Source organism: Gluconacetobacter brunescens, assembly GCF_048695475.1.
In the GTDB taxonomy this organism is placed as follows: domain Bacteria; phylum Pseudomonadota; class Alphaproteobacteria; order Acetobacterales; family Acetobacteraceae; genus Gluconacetobacter.
Map to the genome: position 1 here is coordinate 1 of NZ_JBLHEN010000004.1, position 17,992 is coordinate 17,992.

At 62.3% G+C, this 17,992-nt stretch carries 18 protein-coding genes; 13 read left to right on the forward strand and 5 right to left on the reverse strand.

Features of this window, described 5'->3' with window-relative positions:
* The 7 genes from ACMAUO_RS20035 to ACMAUO_RS20065 all read left to right on the forward strand — a co-directional run.
* The coding region (locus ACMAUO_RS20035; RefSeq protein ID WP_420358673.1) for a type IV secretory system conjugative DNA transfer family protein at nucleotides 1–780 on the forward strand (780 nt) is incomplete at its 5' end.
* Complete coding sequence (locus ACMAUO_RS20040) at nucleotides 777–1,913, forward strand: secretion/conjugation apparatus DotM-related subunit (RefSeq protein WP_420358674.1); 1,137 nt, start codon at nucleotides 777–779, stop codon at nucleotides 1,911–1,913. The genes ACMAUO_RS20035 and ACMAUO_RS20040, both read left to right, overlap by 4 nt.
* A 351-nt stretch (nucleotides 1,914–2,264) precedes the next feature.
* Nucleotides 2,265–3,386 carry a type IV pilus twitching motility protein PilT gene (locus tag ACMAUO_RS20045; RefSeq protein ID WP_420358675.1) on the forward strand — a complete coding sequence of 374 codons (1,122 nt, stop codon included), beginning with the start codon at nucleotides 2,265–2,267 and terminating at the stop codon, nucleotides 3,384–3,386.
* A 46-nt stretch (nucleotides 3,387–3,432) separates the two neighbouring features.
* Nucleotides 3,433–3,681: an IcmT/TraK family protein gene (icmT, locus tag ACMAUO_RS20050; RefSeq protein WP_420358676.1), complete on the forward strand. Its 249-nt coding sequence runs from the start codon at nucleotides 3,433–3,435 to the stop codon at nucleotides 3,679–3,681.
* The gene (locus tag ACMAUO_RS20055; RefSeq protein ID WP_420358677.1) at nucleotides 3,678–4,046 is read left to right on the forward strand and encodes a hypothetical protein; all 369 of its coding nucleotides are present in this window, start codon (nucleotides 3,678–3,680) and stop codon (nucleotides 4,044–4,046) included. The genes icmT and ACMAUO_RS20055 overlap by 4 nt, the downstream gene beginning before the upstream one ends.
* Nucleotides 4,047–4,587: 541 nt before the next feature.
* On the forward strand, nucleotides 4,588–6,840 hold the full coding sequence (locus ACMAUO_RS20060; protein ID WP_420358678.1) for a type IV secretory system conjugative DNA transfer family protein: 2,253 nt from the start codon (nucleotides 4,588–4,590) through the stop codon (nucleotides 6,838–6,840).
* On the forward strand, nucleotides 6,837–7,091 hold the full coding sequence (locus ACMAUO_RS20065) for a hypothetical protein (protein WP_420358679.1): 255 nt from the start codon (nucleotides 6,837–6,839) through the stop codon (nucleotides 7,089–7,091). The genes ACMAUO_RS20060 and ACMAUO_RS20065 overlap by 4 nt, the downstream gene beginning before the upstream one ends.
* Before the next feature lie 17 nt (nucleotides 7,092–7,108).
* On the opposite strand, the gene ACMAUO_RS20070 is transcribed toward ACMAUO_RS20065, so the two are convergent.
* Genes ACMAUO_RS20070 through ACMAUO_RS20080 form a run of 3 tightly spaced genes read right to left on the reverse strand, consistent with a single transcriptional unit; the run spans nucleotide 7,109 to nucleotide 11,334 of the window.
* Entirely contained in the window at nucleotides 7,109–7,831 is a 723-nt protein-coding gene (locus ACMAUO_RS20070) for a hypothetical protein (RefSeq protein WP_420358680.1), read from the reverse strand.
* Nucleotides 7,832–7,864: 33 nt separating this feature from the next.
* On the reverse strand, nucleotides 7,865–11,065 hold the full coding sequence (gene mobF / locus ACMAUO_RS20075) for a MobF family relaxase (RefSeq protein ID WP_420358681.1): 3,201 nt from the start codon (nucleotides 11,063–11,065) through the stop codon (nucleotides 7,865–7,867).
* Entirely contained in the window at nucleotides 11,062–11,334 is a 273-nt protein-coding gene (locus ACMAUO_RS20080; RefSeq protein ID WP_420358682.1) for a hypothetical protein, read from the reverse strand. Before ACMAUO_RS20080 ends, mobF begins: the two co-directional genes overlap by 4 nt.
* Before the next feature lie 147 nt (nucleotides 11,335–11,481).
* Between ACMAUO_RS20080 and ACMAUO_RS20085 the strand changes: the two genes are divergently transcribed.
* Genes ACMAUO_RS20085 through ACMAUO_RS20095 form a run of 3 tightly spaced genes read left to right on the forward strand, consistent with a single transcriptional unit; the run spans nucleotide 11,482 to nucleotide 13,339 of the window.
* The gene (locus ACMAUO_RS20085) at nucleotides 11,482–11,727 is read left to right on the forward strand and encodes a type II toxin-antitoxin system prevent-host-death family antitoxin (RefSeq protein ID WP_420358683.1); all 246 of its coding nucleotides are present in this window, start codon (nucleotides 11,482–11,484) and stop codon (nucleotides 11,725–11,727) included.
* Complete coding sequence (locus ACMAUO_RS20090) at nucleotides 11,717–12,061, forward strand: hypothetical protein (protein WP_420358684.1); 345 nt, start codon at nucleotides 11,717–11,719, stop codon at nucleotides 12,059–12,061. The genes ACMAUO_RS20085 and ACMAUO_RS20090 overlap by 11 nt, the downstream gene beginning before the upstream one ends.
* Before the next feature lie 57 nt (nucleotides 12,062–12,118).
* On the forward strand, nucleotides 12,119–13,339 hold the full coding sequence (locus ACMAUO_RS20095; RefSeq protein WP_420358685.1) for an RNA-guided endonuclease InsQ/TnpB family protein: 1,221 nt from the start codon (nucleotides 12,119–12,121) through the stop codon (nucleotides 13,337–13,339).
* 341 nt (nucleotides 13,340–13,680) lie between these two features.
* Here the strand turns inward: ACMAUO_RS20095 and ACMAUO_RS20100 are convergent, their stop codons facing one another.
* On the reverse strand, nucleotides 13,681–14,106 hold the full coding sequence (locus ACMAUO_RS20100; protein ID WP_420358686.1) for a helix-turn-helix domain-containing protein: 426 nt from the start codon (nucleotides 14,104–14,106) through the stop codon (nucleotides 13,681–13,683).
* A 475-nt stretch (nucleotides 14,107–14,581) separates the two neighbouring features.
* On the opposite strand from ACMAUO_RS20100, the gene ACMAUO_RS20105 reads away from it, so the two are divergent.
* The 3 genes from ACMAUO_RS20105 to ACMAUO_RS20115 all read left to right on the forward strand — a co-directional run bounded on the left by ACMAUO_RS20105 (nucleotide 14,582) and on the right by ACMAUO_RS20115 (nucleotide 16,965).
* Entirely contained in the window at nucleotides 14,582–15,466 is an 885-nt protein-coding gene (locus ACMAUO_RS20105; protein ID WP_420358687.1) for a hypothetical protein, read from the forward strand.
* Between the two features lie 87 nt (nucleotides 15,467–15,553).
* A complete protein-coding gene (locus tag ACMAUO_RS20110; protein ID WP_420358688.1) occupies nucleotides 15,554–16,336 on the forward strand; it encodes a hypothetical protein in 783 nt (260 codons plus the stop codon).
* A complete protein-coding gene (locus tag ACMAUO_RS20115) occupies nucleotides 16,324–16,965 on the forward strand; it encodes a hypothetical protein (RefSeq protein WP_420358689.1) in 642 nt (213 codons plus the stop codon). The genes ACMAUO_RS20110 and ACMAUO_RS20115 overlap by 13 nt, the downstream gene beginning before the upstream one ends.
* A gap of 191 nt (nucleotides 16,966–17,156) precedes the next feature.
* Here ACMAUO_RS20115 and ACMAUO_RS20120 read toward each other — a convergent pair whose 3' ends face one another.
* Nucleotides 17,157–17,810, reverse strand: coding sequence for a hypothetical protein (locus ACMAUO_RS20120; RefSeq protein ID WP_420358690.1), 654 nt, complete (start codon nucleotides 17,808–17,810; stop codon nucleotides 17,157–17,159).
* Nucleotides 17,811–17,992: the final 182 nt, after the last annotated feature.

The window sequence follows — 17,992 nt, forward strand, 5'->3', positions numbered from 1 at the left end:
ATCGCGGGAGCTTCCGAAGCTCCCGATATTCCGGACGTCGATCGGCCGCCATCCCTTGAAGCGCTGATGGCCATCCGGCCCGGCTACTCCCCAAAAAAGGAGGAGGGCCACGACCGGGACGAGGCCGTTCGTCAGGCAGCCTGGGCAGCCGGCGCACAGGGCGGCCGAGCAGCAGAGTCATTCGCAATCAACGAGATGCTCCGCCGCTACGCGCCTATCCTCGATCGGAAGATCGATTTCCGCACGCTCGTACTTCCCGCCGGCAACGGGCAGACGCTGCTTCGGCCGCCCGTGGTCACCGAAGCGCAAATGGCACTTGCTCTCGATCCGACAGGCCAAACGGCGCGTGAAACTGCAACAGTCTACCAGATCACGCGAGAAGCCCGCCTCGTCTCTGCCGTGCCCCAATGGAGGACGTGGCTTGTCCGCACCGTCGGCGCCGTCGCCCCCCCTCCCGACGTTCTGCGTCCGCGCACGCCGCACGAGGTGGAAATCTGGAAAACCGGGCTCGCTTACGGTTGGGCCTCAGGCGAACGGCAGGCCGTCGATATCTTCCTCGCGGACCTCGGCCGCCTTGAACGTGACGTGATGGGAATGGCCCGCTACCGACTCTTACTCCGTGCCGGAAAGGTTGCGCCGCCTGAGATCAGCTACCGGCATGTAGACGTCGAGGGTGGGCACGACATCATGCGTCTCAGCAATGACGACGTGAAAATTCGAATGCAGCCAGGCCTCGACGCGAACCGGGCGCATTGGCGTGTGACGGAAGACGGGCAATGAAGCCTTTCTCCCCTGACGCGGGCACACGAACCCTCGATCCTGAGCGCCTGAGCAGCCTGTTCGTCGGGATGACGATCGGCACGGCGCTGCTCGCCTTCTTTCTGTGGTGGAAATTCCATACGCAGATGGCCACCGCCATATTGGCGGTGCAGGCGCTGGAACTGGAGGTCATCGGAGCCTTCACGCACCAATTTGATCCCTTGCGGGAGCATCTCCGCGACGCAGAGCCGGAACATGTCTCCGCCCGAACGCTCTGGACACTGTGCACCATTACCGGGTCCGTTTTACGCTGGGTCGCCATTCCCGTTATTGTTGCTCTTGCTCTCCTGTGCCTCACGCGCGCTCCCCGCGAGCGCTACCGTCGACGCTTCGGTCTTGATGGCATGCAGGCCGCCCTTGCACGGATCCACCCGCTTGGATTGGCGTGGATGGGGCGCGGCACCAAGCTCACTGAGCCCGCGCCGGCGAACCAGCCGCTACGCCCGATGGACCCGGCACTACGTGCCTCTGAATGGCGCGAGCGGCACATGACGGGAGAGACGCGACATGAGCGGTTCATCAAAGGCAGCCTGGCCCTCAGGTCGCAGTTGGGTCACGAACTGAAAAGCTTGACGTCATTCTCGCCGATAGAGCGGACGTTGTTCCTCGTGTTCGCCCTTTTTGACCAGCGGAGAAAGGATGAAGCTTTGGCGGTCCTTGAGGAGCTATCGAGGGCGCTGTCGAACCCACGGCTGAAGGGAGCCCCGACGGCATTCGCGACGCTGCCCGCACGGTATGTCCGATCTATTGATCGGCGCCTCTCGAAGGAGAGGTTCCCAACAGCGCTCGCATTGATAGGCAAGCATGCCTGGACGCGGCCCGCCTTGCTCTCGCTCATGCAACAAGCACGCCTCCGCTCCGGCGTCGTGAACCCGGGCATCTTTGCCTCTGTGCAGCTCGTGGATCGCAACCTGTGGCTGGTCCTTGCGGCTGCCTCCTATCCCCGGGACGGCCGGCCGGCTCATGACATGACTATCGCACCATGCGCTGAGGCCGCCGCCGCCATCGCGCACTGGGGCGCAGAGTGTCGAGCGGGAAGCCCGCTCGTCCAGCCGGATTTCACGTCAATCCTCCATGCACTAGACCAGCCATGATCACGCCTCCCCCTCCGCCGACCGACCTCATGATTTTGTTCATCACCGCCAGGACGGCCGCCCTCGAGCTTCGGGAATGGGTGGTCCGCAGGTACAACCTGGGTGATACGCATCTCGACGCGGCGATGGTCACCGTACTCCCTCAACTCGACCAGGCCGCGAGGTTCGACGTCTATTTTGGTTATGACGTATCAGCAGCCCCAGCGTCTCTCCGAACGCCCATACAGGCCTACATGACGGCGCTACGCGGCGGAGGAGCCAAACGTGCCCGCGCCGAACTCCCGCAGTCGCTCATCCGTGCGCATCGCCGGGTCATCAGGGTCGTCGAGGGGCCCCAGAGGAAGCGTGGCGATGGGTGAAGACAATTACTGGCCCGAGGACGGAAGCCACCTGCGAAGCGAGAATCTGGACCGTTTCCTTGTGTGGTGCGCGAAGGAAGACGCCTCGCGCATCGAAATCCAAACGGAGATGCCTGTTACAATACGGGTGCATGGCCGAAACCGGCAGGTTACCCGCGACGCGAGCCTGCCGCTCGATGTGGAGGATGCGGTCACCCACGTCTTTCGATCCGCGACCGGCGTCGCTGAACTCCGCAAGGGCACGCCCCTGGATCTCAGTCACACAATCCGTCTCGATCGACGTTCGCGACGGCACTCCTTCCGGCTGAATGCCATCGGAACTCAGGTCGGATCGCAGACCGGCATCTCGATGACCTTCCGGCCGCTCGCCGACATACCGCGGCCGCTGTCCGAACAGGACGTCGAGCCGGCATTGATGGAGGCGCTCGCTGGAGACCGGGGAATGTACCTCATTTGCGGCGCCACGGGGTCCGGCAAAACGACCCTGATGGGTGGAGTGAACCGGGCACGCCTGGAAGATCCCGGCATCCACTGTGACATAATCGAGGGATCGCAGCCGCTCGAACTTCTCTACGATCTGGTTGAACGCAGGAACTCGACAATCTCGCAATGCCAGGTTCCCCGTGATGTTGCGACGTTTGGAGAGTTCATCCGCGCAGCTATGCGCCGCGAGCCCACTGACATTGTAGTGGGTGAGTGCCGCGACAGCGACACGATGGAGAGTGCTATTCAGGCAGCCATTTCAGGGCACCGCCTGACGTCCTCGCTGCATACATTCGACTGCCAGTCCACCATCCGTCGCGTCGCCGCTCTCTGTCCAGGGGACCAGCGCGACAACCTTACCATCTCCTTCGTGGAAAACCTCCGGCTGCTGGTGAACCAGAGGTTGCTCCCATCTACCGATGGGAAGCGAACACCGATCCGTGAGTTCCTTCCCGTGAACCGCGCCATCCGCAACACACTGCTTGACGCCCCTCGTGACCAGTGGCCGCGGCTGACACGCGAAGCTGTACACAACCACGGCCAGACATTTGAACAGGCGATAACGAAGGCGTTCCAAGCCGGCCGGATTTCCGAAGCCGTGGCAGCGGCAGCGATGCAACAGGAGCAATGAAATGCCTAAGGGAACAAACGCACTCGCTTCCGGAGGTTACTCCTAAATGTGGCGCTTCTCGGCCGACCCCGTTCGGCTGTTCATTGTCGACGCTCGGGCAATGGCTCCGATGCTTCTCTTCCTTGTCCACATGCGTCTTTGGACGCTGATAACCGCTGTAGCTGGAGTGATCTTCTTCGCCGTTCTCGCATGGCTCGGGCTGACTTTACCAGTTGCCTGGAGAATGTTCCGTGTCGTTGTGTGCGGCCCCCGACGCCCTCGTCTTCCCTCCAGGAAGAAGCGGGCCTACGCATGACCGATCCGGACGATTTCGCGCGTGCGCTTCACATCATGCTCGACGCGCGAGGCTATCGATTTGAAACCGGCATACCCGGCCTCGAGACCATTCCGTCATGGCGCATCAGCCAGCCGGATATGTTCCTTCCCGTCTTCCTTCGCCTGGCAGAGGAATTATGGCGGCAAGACACTGGCGGCAGCGGGTTCGGCCTTCATATCGTTCCGGACGAAATCAGTCTGACAGGTCATCGGCTGATCGGTCTTTTCCACGTCCCTGCCGCGATCGCGCTGCTGGCGATCGACGCCGTCCTGCAGCGACTGGCTGACGACCATGTAATCACTCTCGACGCTCTTGCCGGCGAGGCCATGCGCGTCGCAGGGTGACACCTGCCGCCCGCCGGCGGACGGGAAGAATCTGAGGTTACAAACGGGGCCTCTACGCTGAAATTCTGACAGCGGAGAGGTGTCTATGATTATTCTTGCCCCGTCGAGTGAAGCAGTCGTGACGATCCAACGGAACGGCGACGCGACAATCGTCACAATCGAGCGGACGCCGAACGGCGCCCATTCGCCGGTCGAGAGGGAGAACGGCCGCAGCGCCGCTGTTCCGCTGCCGGGCGACTGGGCCGCTCCGCCGTCGACGCTGCGCACAGACCCGCCTCGCGTGCTTGCGCCAGCAAGACTGAGGACTCTTGTATCGGCCAGTCTCTTTGCGCTTGTGTGCGGCCTGACATGGCATTGGGCGACGGGCTCTGCGCATGACGGTAGCTCCGCGGACTCAGCATCGCTTGTTCGTCGAACCGTAGGGGAGACTATACGGGCGCCAAACGCCGCGACGGACACTCCCCCGCCAGCAATCCGTCAGGTCCCGCCCGGTCAGCCGAACCCGGGAGGGCCGAACGCAGCGTTCGGACTTGACTAGAAGATGGCAGTCATCCGCCGCCAGATAGACGGCCCTCAGGACTTTCACGAGCAAGCGGGTGGCCTGTCCTATCGCGACACCCGGCGCCTCTCTCAGCATGTCGGTGAACTTCTCACTACCAGCTTTTCCGCCGTCGGCCTCGTCGCACTCGCGATCCTGACGGCCGTGGTACCCGCCTTAACCACACTGACACTCCCGTTGGCGGCTGCTTACGCCGCTTACGTCATGACAAGGCCGGTGACGCTTCCGCTGCGGCTGCCGGCGAATGCCGGGAGGAAGGATTACGGGAACCCAGTGCCCGACCCAAAGAGACCAGGTGTCGAGATTCCGGGCCCCCCTACCGGAGACTGGCTACTCGGCTGGGACGAAGTCACCGGCCAGCAAATCTGGCTGTCCGGCAATGACCTGACGATGCATGGAGTTGCGCCAGGCGCAACCGGATCTGGCAAAACCCAACTGATCTATAGCCTGCTGTGCAACGCTCTGGCTCAAGGCACCGGCTTTACGATCGTCGACGGCAAGGCGAGCAACAACCTCCCCTTCACCATCATGGCAATGGCCCGGCGCTGGGGCCAGGAGGCGAATGTCCGGATCATCAACCTGATGGTTTCCGGCGGAGATCGGCGCACAAATACCTGGAACATGTTTGCATCGGTCAATGCGGAGGGCATGACCGAACTGTTTCTTACGCTATTCGTTCCTGAAGAAAGCAAGGGTGGCGGCGGAAATTCAGACCATTTCCGCAACCGTGCTGAATCTCTCATCCGGGGCATGGCCTACGTCTTCGTGTGGGTCCGAGACAATCTCGGCGTTCCCATCACCGCAGAGACTGTCCGGACAATGTTCAGCGATATTGACCGGCTGCGCTTACTGTATAGCGAAAGGCGCTTCAGCTATTACGATGCGGATCAGGGCGTCGCGTGTGAGACCATACTCCCGGAACACTTCCCCACTTCGTTGCTCAATCCGGTAAGGGATTACGTCAGCGAGACAGGCGGCTTTTCGGACAAAAAAGACGTCAGCGAGCAGGACAAGGTTCGGGAGCAGCACTCATACGTCGTCGGCGGATTCGGCAAGACGTTCACTCAGATGTCGTCGACTCTAGGCCATGTCTTCGGCTGTAATGTCGGTGACATCGACTTCCGCGACATAATATACAATCGGCGAATTCTCGTCGTTCTTCTGCCGTCTCTCGAAAATCATCCCGATACGAACCGCGCGCTCGGCAAAGCAGTTATCACCGCTCTTCGGTACGCGCTCGCCGCCGCACTGGGTACGTCGATCGAGGGAGACTACGAGGACCTCGTTGCCAACCGACCATCCTCATCAAAAGTGCCGTATCCGATGGTGCTGGACGAAGTCGGACAGTTCGCGACCCGAGGTATCGATTCCATGATGGCACTCGGCCGAGAGTTGAATGTCTTCCTCCTCATCTCGTTCCAGGAGGTCGGCACGCTCTATGCGACCCTCGGTCGCGACTTTACCGTGCCCCTTCTGGGGAACCCGAAGCTCAAGATCCTCATGAACGTCGAGGACGCAGGTCCGACCCGGCAGTGGATCGAGGAATCCGGGGGCACAATGCCGGTCACGGTGCTCCCAGGTTACGACAACTCTTCCCCGTTGGGTCTCTACGCCGACCAGCAGCGCGCCGATATCCGGGAGGTAAAAAGGGTGTCGTGGAGCGACATCCAGAAACTGAGGCAGGGGCAGGCCATCATCCTGTTCCGCGGACGACGCATCTATGCACGACTCTTCTATGCCGGCGTCCGCCCTGAAGGCGTCAACCGGGTTTTCCCGACGCTTCCCCCTGTGCCTGAGCGCCTCGCCTCGTCTTCATCTCCGCTCGTAGAGAGCGTTGCCCGTCATCTTGCGGCAGGGGCGGATCTTGTCGAAGCGGACCGCCTGCCGGGCCTCACCGGCGGTCTCAGGGCGTTGTATTCGCGCCTGGCCATCATCGTCGGCGAGGATGCATCACCTCTTCAGGACGCGGAAGACCTCCTCACACTCAACGGGGAGGAAATCAGACCTGCTCCAGACCCATTTGCGGGGCTATTCCGAAACCTGATCCAACCGGCGGAGCAAACGCCGGAGACGAAGGAGCCGCTCGATCGTTCGGTCGACCAGGCGCTCTGCGACGAACTGGTCGCTTTTGAAATGGCCATGGGAGCGTCGGAGGCGACGGCGAAAGGCAGGATCGTCCACGCGCTCAACCTTCACGCGCGAGTTACGCACAAGCACCGCTCAGGCACCGCATGAAGGAGGATGTGGATCGCGTCGCAGAACTTCGGCGAATGCTGCGAGGCTATCGCAAGATGACGGCGGCGCTCCGCCGCCGGTTGCGCGCCTTCGGCTTCGACGTGGTGGAAACCAAAAAGCACGTTCGTCTGCTCCCGCTGGAGAATCCGAAGGCAGCGATCATCATCCCGTCTTCGGCCAGCGACAGTCGAGGCGGCAGAAACGCCGCCAGTGTCGTCGCCCGGAGATTGCGTTCGTCAGGTCACTCATAGCGGCCCGGCCGGCGCGTTCAGCGCCAGTCGTAGCGCGCTTCGATAATGCCGGCATCGCCCGTGAACACATGACGCTCCAATGAGAACATGCCGTTGGGAATCACGAGCGAAAACCGATCTCCCCAGTCCAAGGTGGGGACAGGAATGTTGCAATACCCGTGAACGCACCAGAGGTCCTGCGCGAGTTGCGCCACGCCGGTTTTCATGAACAGGACCGGATATGCCTTCCCCAGGGCGGCCGTGGTGTCCCGGACCCAGAAGAGCGGAGGAACCTCAGGCGTCCGCACGGCGACAGCCGCCGGCAGCGGGGTGCGCACCAGCAGTTGCCCCATTGTGGGAATGCTGGCCCCCACCACTTCAATATTGGCGGGCCCAACGGGAAGGTCTGGGTAAGGGAAGCGCCCGGCGAACAGATCACGGCCGCCCATAGCCTCGTCGGCGTAGACCATACCGTTCAAGTTGGCGTCTCCGGAACAGTAGGCGTAAGCTTCAGCAGCAGCCGCCGTCACCAGGTCCTGGGCGTGGGCAGGATCGGTAAGGCACTCCCCGACTTTCTGATTCACGTCTGCGCGCAGGACGAATTCGAGGTTCTCTCGGTTCAGAAGCGAGACGCCACGCGATTCAATCACCTCGGTTTTGCATGCGGCAACGCCGACTGAGCGGACCCGAAGCCAGAAGAGCCATGTTGCGAGTTCGTGCACGTCAGCCGGTGAGAATACCTGGTTACGTCCTTCAGCCAATGTTCCGCTCCCTTCGCTGGACCTCGTGAGAGCCTAAAGGTCGCGGTCGGCCGATGGAACCCTGGAGGCGCCCCCCCTATCGCGGTCCGGATGTGAGTGCGCCGGCGAAGGCGGCGGGGGCGCGTTGTTCGGGCCACGGTGTGCGGATCGAAGCGTCCTCTCGTTCGACCGGCGAGCGGCGTCCAGAGCCGCCTGGGTGGCGTAGCCAGCCTTCCGTAGCTTTCGACTGACGTCATCCCACTGCTCGGGTTTGATCCCGTGGACCGGACGCTCATCAAGCTCGCGTCTGATCTGGCACCCAGGTTCCTGCCCACGCTGTTGCGCGCGTTCGTTCTCATGGGACTGCCGGATCCAGCGCGCGGTCTGCTCATCGGCTGCCAGATCAGCCTTTGCCAGATCGACGGCGAGGGACTTGTATGGGTGGCGTCCCATATCCGCGGCCAGACGGGTATAAAGGTCTTCCGTCGTGATGGGGCGAATATCACCAAGCGGCCGGGCCCATGTTTCGGCTTCCCTCAGAGCACCTTCCGCGACCACGGTCCAGCACGCATAGACGTGCCGACTTTCGCCCACATAGGTGGTAAAGCCTGTGACCCCGGCCGACCCGCGCGGCATCGCGTTTACGTGCTCGTCCGAGGTGATCCCCTGTGCGGAATCGTGGGTCATCGCGTGGCCAAAGCCAAGGCGCAGCCGTCCGGACTCTTTATCGGCCAGGCGGGACCACGGCACCAATCCCACCCGTCCCTTGGCGTTCTCCAACACGATCCCCTCGTCTGACCATCCCTTGACCGTCACGAAGTCACCATTGGATCCCAACTCACGCCACCTCGAGCCTCGATGCGTCGCGACCTGTGCGTGCGTTCTGTTGAAGAGGCGGAGCCGGTCACCTACAGAAATTGGCAGATCGTATATCTCGCCGCGCTGATCGATAGCCGCCCTGACGATCTCCTCGCGGCCAATTTCACCTCGCGCACGCAACCTCTCGCGAACAGCACGGCTCAAATCCATGACGTCCTCGTTTGTCGGCGCGGACATGGTGATACCGCGCGTCATACCGGCCTGAATGAGGATATCCCGGCGGCGCAAGTAGAGATCCGCGATATGCGCGACGACCTGGTCATGATCGCCGCCGACCAGGCGTATCGTGCCGTCCTCGCGCTTCATGTCGATTGCCGCCCGCGCGCGAGCGGTGTCAGCCTGCCGCTGTTCATCCTCTGTCTTGGACAAGTCCCGACCCGAGGACCGGAAATGCCCGGCGATCTCGCGCCCCCGAGCCGACTTCTGGCGCACCGTACTAAGCAGTTCCGCCCGAGCTTCCGCCGGCAGAACGCGCATCATGAGTTCAACTCCGTCGCCGGCCTCGATGGCCTGGCCCTGCTCGCGATCGCCCAGCATACGCAGCGCGAACCCCTGCTCCTGTTGAAACTCCAGGAGTTGCAGGTGCTGCCGGGGCGATACCTGGCTCACTTCATCGATCACCAGAACGCTATCTTTTCCAAGGACCAGTTCGCCCGAGGCCATCCGCTTGAGCAGCGGGGAAAGCGCGTAGCACTCAGTGATCCCGGCGTCCTTCAGGGCCTCGGCCTGCCGCCACGCAATGGCAGTTCCAACGACGCGACGGCCGTCCGAATGCCATGCGTCGACGAGAGGACGCAGAAGCGTCGTTTTGCCGGCACCTGCCACGCCCGTTAGAAAGGCGAGCCCTCCGGCCAGACCCAGACATCTTATCGCAGCAAGCTGGGCCCGGCCGTGCTCGGGCTCCCGATCGAAATCGAGCCCAGATCGCTCGATCGCGGCCGCGAGGGCTGCTTCGGAGAGCGCGCCGGCCCGCGTCCTCGATGAGACCGCAGCGAGCCGCGCCATTTCCTTCTCCACCCGGAGCTGCTCCGTCGTGGCGACACGGACACGCCCTTCCTGCTCTTCTTTGATGAAAGCAACGTGCTTCCCGTCGATCTGGATGCCCCGTGCCTCGATCAGATCCGCCACCCGCTCAACGTCCTCGGGCTCGCGAATACCTGCGGCGATGAGCCCGTGTGCGGCATGGGTCCGAAAAGCATCCCGGTCGATCACTGCTGCCGTCGCAAATTCTTTGGCGAGCAAGTCCGCCGCAATGCCATATGCCATGTCGAAGCGCTGTGCGTCGCTCCGTTCTCCGTAAGCGGCGTCTGTCAGCACAGTCTCATGGTGCCACCCGATCTCGGCCGCCTGCTCGCGCCAGATCTCGCGATCGTTCGATCCGTCGTATTTTTTCGAGCGATAAGCGAGATTTGCCGTGTGGAGGATGGAGAATTTCTGCGCGGCACTCATCTCATTCCAGTCGAGCCCCTGGCGCGTCGCGTACGCTTTCGCCATCTGCGACGCCTGCTTGTTGCGCTTTGAGAAGAGCTCCTTCGCCTCCTGGGGAATTCCGTCGATGACGATCGCCCGGCCCTTCTTGTCCACGCTCACCTCGATGCCGAGGCTGCGCAACTCCCGTGCCAGCTCGGCCTGGAAATAGGCGCCGAACATGAACGAGGTCGTCTTCGTGATCCGCGCGCTATCGAGGGAGCCCAGATGTCCGCTCTCGGTCGCAACGGCATTGAGCATGATATTATGGATGTGCGCTTGCGGGTCTCCCGGCACAGGGATCTCCACTGCCGCAGTCGCGCCGTTCGGGCCGTCCTGGATCTTCATGGCCGGTCGGGCCGTATAATGGCGAAAGGAGACCCAGGCGACTTCACCTGCCTCCACATACGACATTCCACCTTTGCCGCGTCGGGCAACGCCGACTTCCTTGGCAATGAATGCCATAGCCCGGTCATTGGCACGATGGATCGCCAGCCAGATCAGGGCTTGCTCGGCTTTCGTGGCTGCGAACTCGGCCGCAAGAGTGACTGATTTATCCGGCGAGGCGGTGAAATCGAAACCCGAGATGGTTCTCGTTGCATGAGCGCCCGCCCACTCCGCGCCGGTGTCTGCCCTCTTGCATTCGAACAGACGGGCCAATGCTTCATCCGTTGGGATCTTCCCAACGTCGATCCCAAGGGCGTCAGTGATCCTGGTTCCAAGATTCGGCCCCCAGGCGCCCTTTCCGTCCCGACCGGTGTAATAGGTGTTCAGGCGATCCCCTGTCTCCACATCGCTCCGGTCCCTTTCGAACCGTGCGTCCTTGCCCGGCTCGAGCTTATGCTCACGGAGATATGCGACGATCAACTTGCCAGCGCCGGCGGCTGTAAGCTTACGGTAGGTGATCATTCGGCGGCCTCGCGCTTTGACGCGCCGATGTCGATCCGTGTGACCTGCTCGGTTAATGCCTCAAGCGCATTGATCTGCCGATCGAGCGCGTCCGCCATACGCCCTAAAATGTCACGCAAAGTCGGCTCGTCGCGGGTCTCCGGCGGGCTCACCATCTGATGGATTTCGGCCAGGACCTGCCCATGCTGCTGAAGCACGGCGATGATGTGGAGCTGTCCCTGGGATAAAGAGGCCAAGGTGGCCGCCATATTCGAATTATCGGCTGTCACGTAATGTGCTCCAGGCGGTGGATGACACCGCTATTATTTCTGGGCGGCTTGTGACTGCGGACGGTGGGCGCGGCAGCATCATCCGCGCTTGCATAATATTAGGATATTCTGTATATTCCCAATATGCTGTCGCGAAAGGATAGGCTAATGAAGCAGTTTGCAGCGGGCGACCTTACCCGCAACACGGGGGATCTCTTTGAAGCGGCAGCTATCGCCCCCGTCGCAATCACGAAGCACCGCAAGCCACGGTTCATCGTCATGTCGATGGAGCAATACGCCAATCTCACCCGCCCTCCTGCGGGCAGCCAGATGGCGCTTGATGTCGGCGATATGCCCGAGGATATCGGTGCCCTGTGCGATGAGGGCATCGCGGACTACCTGAATGGCAGATGACTTTCCGCGCGTTGGCCAGGTCATCGATTACCATTACCTCTGGAAATGGCAGGATGCACGCGGCGAGACGGAAGGGCGCAAGAGGCGCCCAAGCTGCGTGGTCGTGGTCGCCATCGACCGGAACGGCAAGCATCATCTCTTCCTCCTGCCGATCACCAGCAAGGAGCCGGCCGCAGGACGTCAGGCTGTCCCTATTCCGGAAACGGAAGCCCGCAGAGCCAAGCTCGATACCCGCATCCCTTTATGGGTGATCGTGGACGAGGTGAATTACGACATTCTCGAAACCTCTTACCGAGCCAGCCGTAAAGCCCCGTCGTTCAGGGCGGGGATATAAGGCTGATTTTTGTGATTTTGGCTTGTACCACTTGGAATATGCCGATACATATTGTGGATGATCCAACGCAAGGCCAACACCTATCGGCTATACCCGGATGGGGAACAGCGCGAGGCTCTGGCCCAGATCGCCGGTGCGTGCCGGTCGGTCTACAATCTTGCGCTGGAGCAGCGGCGCGATTGGTGGCAGCGCCATAAGGACCGGACGGGTCGATCCATCTCTTTTGCCGGTCAATGTCGTGAGCTCACCGAGCTGCGCCGAGAGGTGGACTGGCTGCGCGAAGCGCCCAGTCAGGTGCTTCAGCAGGCCCTGCGTGATCTCGACCGGGCGTATCAGAATTTCTTCTCCGGCCGGGCAGGCTATCCCTCACCACGCCGCAAGGGCTTGCACGACAGCTTCCGTTTCCCGGAGCCGGGCTCGCTAGGCGTTGAGCGGACAGGAAAGAGGACCGGGCGGATCAAGCTCCCCAAGCTGGGATGGGTCGCCTTCCGGGGCTGGTATGAACTGCCCGGTGTGATCCGCAACATCACGATTTCCCGGCGGGCCGGGCAGTGGTTCGCATCCGTCCAGTGGGCGCGCGAGGTCGAGGAGCCTGCGCCCACAGTTCTGGCTCCGGTCGGGATCGACATGGGCGTGGCCGTCTTCGCCGCCATGAGCAGCGGAGAGACCGTCGCGCCGGGAGACTTTGGCAGGAAGGCCCTGTGTGCGCTGCGCAAGGCGCAACGAGCCGTCTCCCGCAAAAAGAAGGGCAGCGCCAATCGGCGCAAGGCCGTGCGGCGGGTGCAGACCCTGCACGCCCGCGTGGCCAGCGCCCGCAAGGATTTCCTCCACAAGATCAGCACGACCATCGCCAAGAGCCACGGCACGGTCGTTGTGGAGGCATTGCAGGTGCGGAACATGTCCGCATCCGCCAAAGGCACCGTCGATGAACCGGGCCGCAAGGTCCGGCAGAAGGCCGGGCTCAACCGCAGCATCCTCGATCAGGGATGGCGGCTATTCCGCACCCTGCTGGGATACAAACTGGCCGAACGGGGTGGATCGCTCGTAGAGGTGCCACCCGCCTACACCAGCCAGACCTGTTCGGCCTGCGAAAGCCTCGACCCGACCAGCCGGGTCAGCCAGGCACGCTTCGTCTGCACCACCTGCGGACACACCGAAAACGCGGATATCAACGCCGCGAAAAACATCCTACGGCGGGCGGACAGCCCGTTGAAGCCTGTGGAGGGACACCGCAACAAGCGGCCCGGCGAAGCAGGAAGCACCAGGAGGGCAGCTTAATGCACGCCCATCCCGGAACCATCGGCCTTCAGGCCGGTGAGCATGTCAGACGCTCGATGACCGGTCCCCGCGCGGACAGTTCAGCCCTACTTTCAGCGACCAGATTGTCCTGGCCTTCAAAGCCATCCGCGACGCGAGGACGCTACGTGTTTCAAAGAGAACCTGATGCCACGTGGCCCCGGCAGGTATTGTCCGGAGCATCTTTGTAACTGCGGCCCGGCCGGTGCCATGCGGTTACCCAAGGGTTCAACAGTGCGCTTGCGCTCCGCCTGGAAACACGCAGCTTTCGTGTTGCCAATGATGCGCCCAGAAGCGCATCACAGCCGCAATTGGCGGGGCACTCAAGAAGGCGAGCGATCACCTCGGCCCGGGCGTGCCATTTGGCCTTCTGGAGACGGCTCCGCATCAGCGATACCTTTCACCGCAGCAAGTACAATGGGGTGGAGTCTCGCCGGAATCCTTCTCATGAGAGCCAGCATGCGAATTTCGGCTGCGTTCTTTGCATAGCCAAGGTGCTCCGGCTCATGCCCGGTCATGAGCCACTCTGGCGACGTGCCCAGCACCTCGGCAAGCGCTTCAATCTTCTCCTGCTTCGGAGCGGCGCGACCAGTCTCATATTGCGAAACCGCCCCGTTGCTGAGGCCAAGCGCCCGGCTGACCTCGGCAACAGTAAGGCCTAGCACATCCCGTCTCTCGCGGATCCGAGTGCCGATCTCCCGGGCCATGTCGCTGCGTGGACGCCGGCTATGCAGATGCGTGTGGTTCATGCGCGCTTTTCGCCCGGCCGGCGCGAGCCGTAAAGCTTTCGGCGCCTACCTCCCCAACCCCTGGCAGATAATCTCCGCGATCGTCAACAGCATGGCATGCGCCTGATTCTGCCCCTTTAGCCGGGCGATCGCATCTTCAAGGTCCGATGGTGTCATCCGGCGCACTCCCTTTCCGCGAGCTCTGGACCGCCCTTCGGAGGGCCAAAAATCGCCGGTCCTCGGCGACCGGCCCCGTCACTATAGCCCGTGCGTGGGCATCGCCGCGACGCCCCCCCAACCGGATGCAATGTGGCCCCGCAGGGGCCGCACCCGAAAGGGTGCATTTGTGTATGGAGAAGGGGGATTCTTGTCCCGATTCTAACCCGATGCATGGACGACTCTGAAGCGGTAGCGGGTCGAACGGTGGGCGAACGTTGACCCGATCCGTCAGGAGGTGATACCTGGGACCGCAGGAGATGTGAGGAGGTTGTGCGCAATGGCGGTGGGGGCGGCGCTGGGCGGGGAAAGTGGTGCGCTATTCGCGGCCCTGAAGGACTGTGAGCGCGGCGCCTGGGCTCATTCGTCGCTATATCGGTGGATGGTTGACAACCACGAGGCCATGTCGCGCGCCATCACGGGAAAGAAAGTCCGCTGGGAGAAGCTGAGCGAAGCAGCTATTTCTGACGGCCTGACCACCCGTGACGGGCAAAAGCCGAAAGGCGAGACGCTCCGGAAAACATGGTATCGCGTACGAAAGGCGGTTGCTACGCTGCGAGAACGGGAAGCAAAGAAGCGGGAAGAAAGCGAAGCCCGTGAAGCTTCGATGAAGGAAGAGCGCAGGGCCGAGAGAGTGCGGCAGGCAGAAAGTGCGCGTACCTTGGCAGCACGCATCGACGGAGCCGAGCGGGCGGCAACGTGGCGGCGTGAGAAAGCCGCTTCAGACGCGCCTTACCTACGGGAGGCGACGGCCCATCTGCGAGCCCGACAGATAGCCAATGGCCTCTTGCCGGGCTCGGAAAGTGTGCCTGTTGAAGCCACCGCTGCGGTCGTCCCGGAGCGAGAAGAAGGCGAGCCTGGCCTCGTCACTCTCGATTTGCCTCAATTTGACGCGCCCTATGTGTCGGAGCGCGCATACCGCGCGTTTGATCCGTCCTTGCCGCCCGTGAAGAAGGGCGACATCTGCAAAGCGACCGGAATAAAATGGGAGATCGGAGATGACCTCCCCGGCTATCCGAGCAAAAGGCACTATGAGTACGAGAAAGACTGGCTGCGTGATGTAGGGCGGCTACTGCGCGCAAAACACCCGACGAACCTGACGATGACGGATGACGAACGCTACGTCATGAGGACCGCCAAATCCCGAATACCGAACCTGTATTAGCCGCCGGCCCGCAGTCACAAACGGAGACTCTAACCTGCCTGTAGTGCTGGCACGGTGCCAGCAGCGATGCAGGGAGAGGGCGCTATCATGGCGGACAACACACACCAGGACGACGGGCAGCACAAGCGCCGGGTGGTCTGGCGGATCGGTCGCGGACGGAGCGGCGGCAGTCTCGGCCTTTCGTGCTTCACGCACTGGGCGATTGAGGAGGGACGTCCGGTTCTGGCGGCCGATGGTGACCCGAACAATCCCACGCTGTCGAAACTGTTTCCCTCGGACGGTCCTTATGGGGTTGAGCGCCCGATCACCGCTGAGTTGGAAGCCAGCAAGATATGGCTCGCCAACACGCTTGCCGAAGCACTTTCGGAGAAAGCGTCGATTGTGATCGATATGGGAGGCGGAGACCGGGTAAGCGAAGAGCTCGCAGCTGAATCGGATTTGGGCGCGTTTCTCCGGGACAACGGGGTGGCACCGACATTCGCGTATTTCACCGGCCCCGAGCGCGACGACTTTGATCATGTCTTCCGGATCTGGGACTCGTCGGCCTTCAGAGATGGTGATTCGGTTCTGTTCTTGAACGAGGGGCTATATCGGTCGACGTCCCGCTCTACGGATCCGTTTGCCTGGATCCAGGACGATAGCCGCTTCGGTAGAATGCGGAAGGCCGGTGTGCGCGTCGTGGTGTTCCCTGCCCTCACATGCATGAAATATCTGGAGAATGACGGTGTGAACGTCTTTGACGTGATCGCCGGCAAGCCGAAGGCGGACGGCTCCCAGGTCAACCCGCTGTGGCGTCACATGACGATCAAGTGGCTGAAAGACTTCCGGGCGAACATCGAGGAGGAGGGCATCCTGCCGTGGCTGCCGTGACGGCGGCGGACGCGCGGCAAACGACGCGCGAGCAGCTGCTCCGAAGCCTCCACGACGCGGGCATAGAGCGGGACAGCCCGCTGGGAATCCTTTTCATTCGACAGTGCGAAGCGACGGCAGATGCATGCGAGCAGATGTCCCACGCTACGGAAACCGCCGGCGCGTTGCTTCGGCAGTCCCATCAGGAATTGGCGCAGCTGCGAGCGGACCTCGAAGAGGGCCGCGAGCAGGTGAAGGAACTGGGTGTAGTGGCGCAGAGCAACCTGCGTAAGCAGGAACTCTTCCGCAAGCGCGAGCTCCAGGTGGCGCTGGACGGGCTCGTGTCCGGACTCATGGCTGATCTCAAGGAGCGCGTCTTCGAGGCGCTCCGCAAGGAGATTCCGGCGAATGAGCATCGTTTCTACAAGGAAGCACGTTGGGCGGCCTACGTCCGCATGATTCTAGCAGGTGCGGTCCTGGTGGCGCTTGGCTTCAGCACGGGCCTAACGTGGAACTGGCACGCTGCAAGTACCGGGCGCTTCTGTGAGGACAATTATCACCGGGATCCAGCGAGCGGCATGAAGTGGTGTGCCTTGGAACCGCCGCCGGCGGGGAACGCGGAAGTCGGCGAAACCAAAGCCGAACGTTGAGGCCAGCACGGACGAAATGTGTCCATTTTGGCTCACCGTCGTTCGTCGGACGACAGAATGCCCGCGCCTTGCGCGGGCCGAAGCCAAAAGTCAACGGCGCGTCAGCGCCGTTGTCCGCTTTCGCCAGACAGCCATGGCCAGGCGCGCCGGTGGCGCGGCACCAGGCCGCGTGAAGCGGCCCGGTGTGGCGATCAGAAGCCGAGGGCTTCGGCCTGAGCGGCGGCGACTTTCTGGTCGAGGGTGCGGCCGTTGTTGGGCTGGTAGGGCTTCCATTCGGCGCCCATGAGTTCGGCATAGGCGGCGCAGGCACCGGCGGCGACAGCGGCCAGTGCGTAGGCTTTGGCACCGTTCTCGGCGGCGATGCGGCGGAGGCCGGCGACGCGGTTTTCGCCGCCGTCCACGCCCATGCGGTCCTCGTCGCGGTCGCCGTTGGCCCAGCTATCGGCGGCGTCCTTGGCGATCATGCGGCGGTTTTCATAGAAATTGGCGGCGCCGTAGGCGGAGCGGATCAGGCCGTCAACGACGCGATCGAGATGCAGCTTGAGACCCTGATAGTTCGCCTCGCCCCGGATGGTGGAGACCAGCACGGGGGACAGGAGGGCGTACTGGTCACGGACCATGTTCGAGCCCGCGCCGGTCAGCTCGTCCACGTCACCGGACTCCACGCCGAACGCGGCAACAATCTTCGTCATCTGGTCGTCGTTGGGCACGAGGCGCTGGATATCGGCGAGGGTCGGAGCGGACAGGGCCTGCGTGCGTTGGCGGGCAGCGGCCGCCTTGCGGGCCTGCGGGGCACCCTTGCGCGGGCTGTTCTTCTCTTGCATAGCGTTGGCTGCGTCGGACATGAACTTATCCTTCATTCTGGCGAAGTCCCGGACTGGTGTTGCTGCACCGTCCGGGGCGTTTGTCTTGAGGGCCAATCCCTCTCGACAAGAAAAGAATAGTACAGATTGCCGGATGCCAGCAAGAGAAAACGGCAAGAAACCGCCAATAATGGCGATGTTTATTTGTGTTTTTGTCGCTTTTC

Bases quoted from the DNA above. Each gene is read 5' to 3' on its own strand.
- ACMAUO_RS20040 (WP_420358674.1), top strand. From the start codon at position 777: ATGAAGCCTTTCTCCCCTGACGCGGGCACACGAACCCTCGATCCTGAG.
- ACMAUO_RS20045 (WP_420358675.1), top strand. From the start codon at position 2,265: ATGGGTGAAGACAATTACTGGCCCGAGGACGGAAGCCACCTGCGAAGC.
- icmT (WP_420358676.1), top strand. From the start codon at position 3,433: ATGTGGCGCTTCTCGGCCGACCCCGTTCGGCTGTTCATTGTCGACGCT.
- ACMAUO_RS20055 (WP_420358677.1), top strand. From the start codon at position 3,678: ATGACCGATCCGGACGATTTCGCGCGTGCGCTTCACATCATGCTCGAC.
- ACMAUO_RS20060 (WP_420358678.1), top strand. From the start codon at position 4,588: ATGGCAGTCATCCGCCGCCAGATAGACGGCCCTCAGGACTTTCACGAG.
- ACMAUO_RS20065 (WP_420358679.1), top strand. From the start codon at position 6,837: ATGAAGGAGGATGTGGATCGCGTCGCAGAACTTCGGCGAATGCTGCGA.
- mobF (WP_420358681.1), bottom strand. From the start codon at position 11,065: ATGATCACCTACCGTAAGCTTACAGCCGCCGGCGCTGGCAAGTTGATC.
- ACMAUO_RS20085 (WP_420358683.1), top strand. From the start codon at position 11,482: ATGAAGCAGTTTGCAGCGGGCGACCTTACCCGCAACACGGGGGATCTC.
- ACMAUO_RS20090 (WP_420358684.1), top strand. From the start codon at position 11,717: ATGGCAGATGACTTTCCGCGCGTTGGCCAGGTCATCGATTACCATTAC.
- ACMAUO_RS20095 (WP_420358685.1), top strand. From the start codon at position 12,119: ATGATCCAACGCAAGGCCAACACCTATCGGCTATACCCGGATGGGGAA.
- ACMAUO_RS20100 (WP_420358686.1), bottom strand. From the start codon at position 14,106: ATGAACCACACGCATCTGCATAGCCGGCGTCCACGCAGCGACATGGCC.
- ACMAUO_RS20105 (WP_420358687.1), top strand. From the start codon at position 14,582: ATGGCGGTGGGGGCGGCGCTGGGCGGGGAAAGTGGTGCGCTATTCGCG.
- ACMAUO_RS20110 (WP_420358688.1), top strand. From the start codon at position 15,554: ATGGCGGACAACACACACCAGGACGACGGGCAGCACAAGCGCCGGGTG.
- ACMAUO_RS20120 (WP_420358690.1), bottom strand. From the start codon at position 17,810: ATGTCCGACGCAGCCAACGCTATGCAAGAGAAGAACAGCCCGCGCAAG.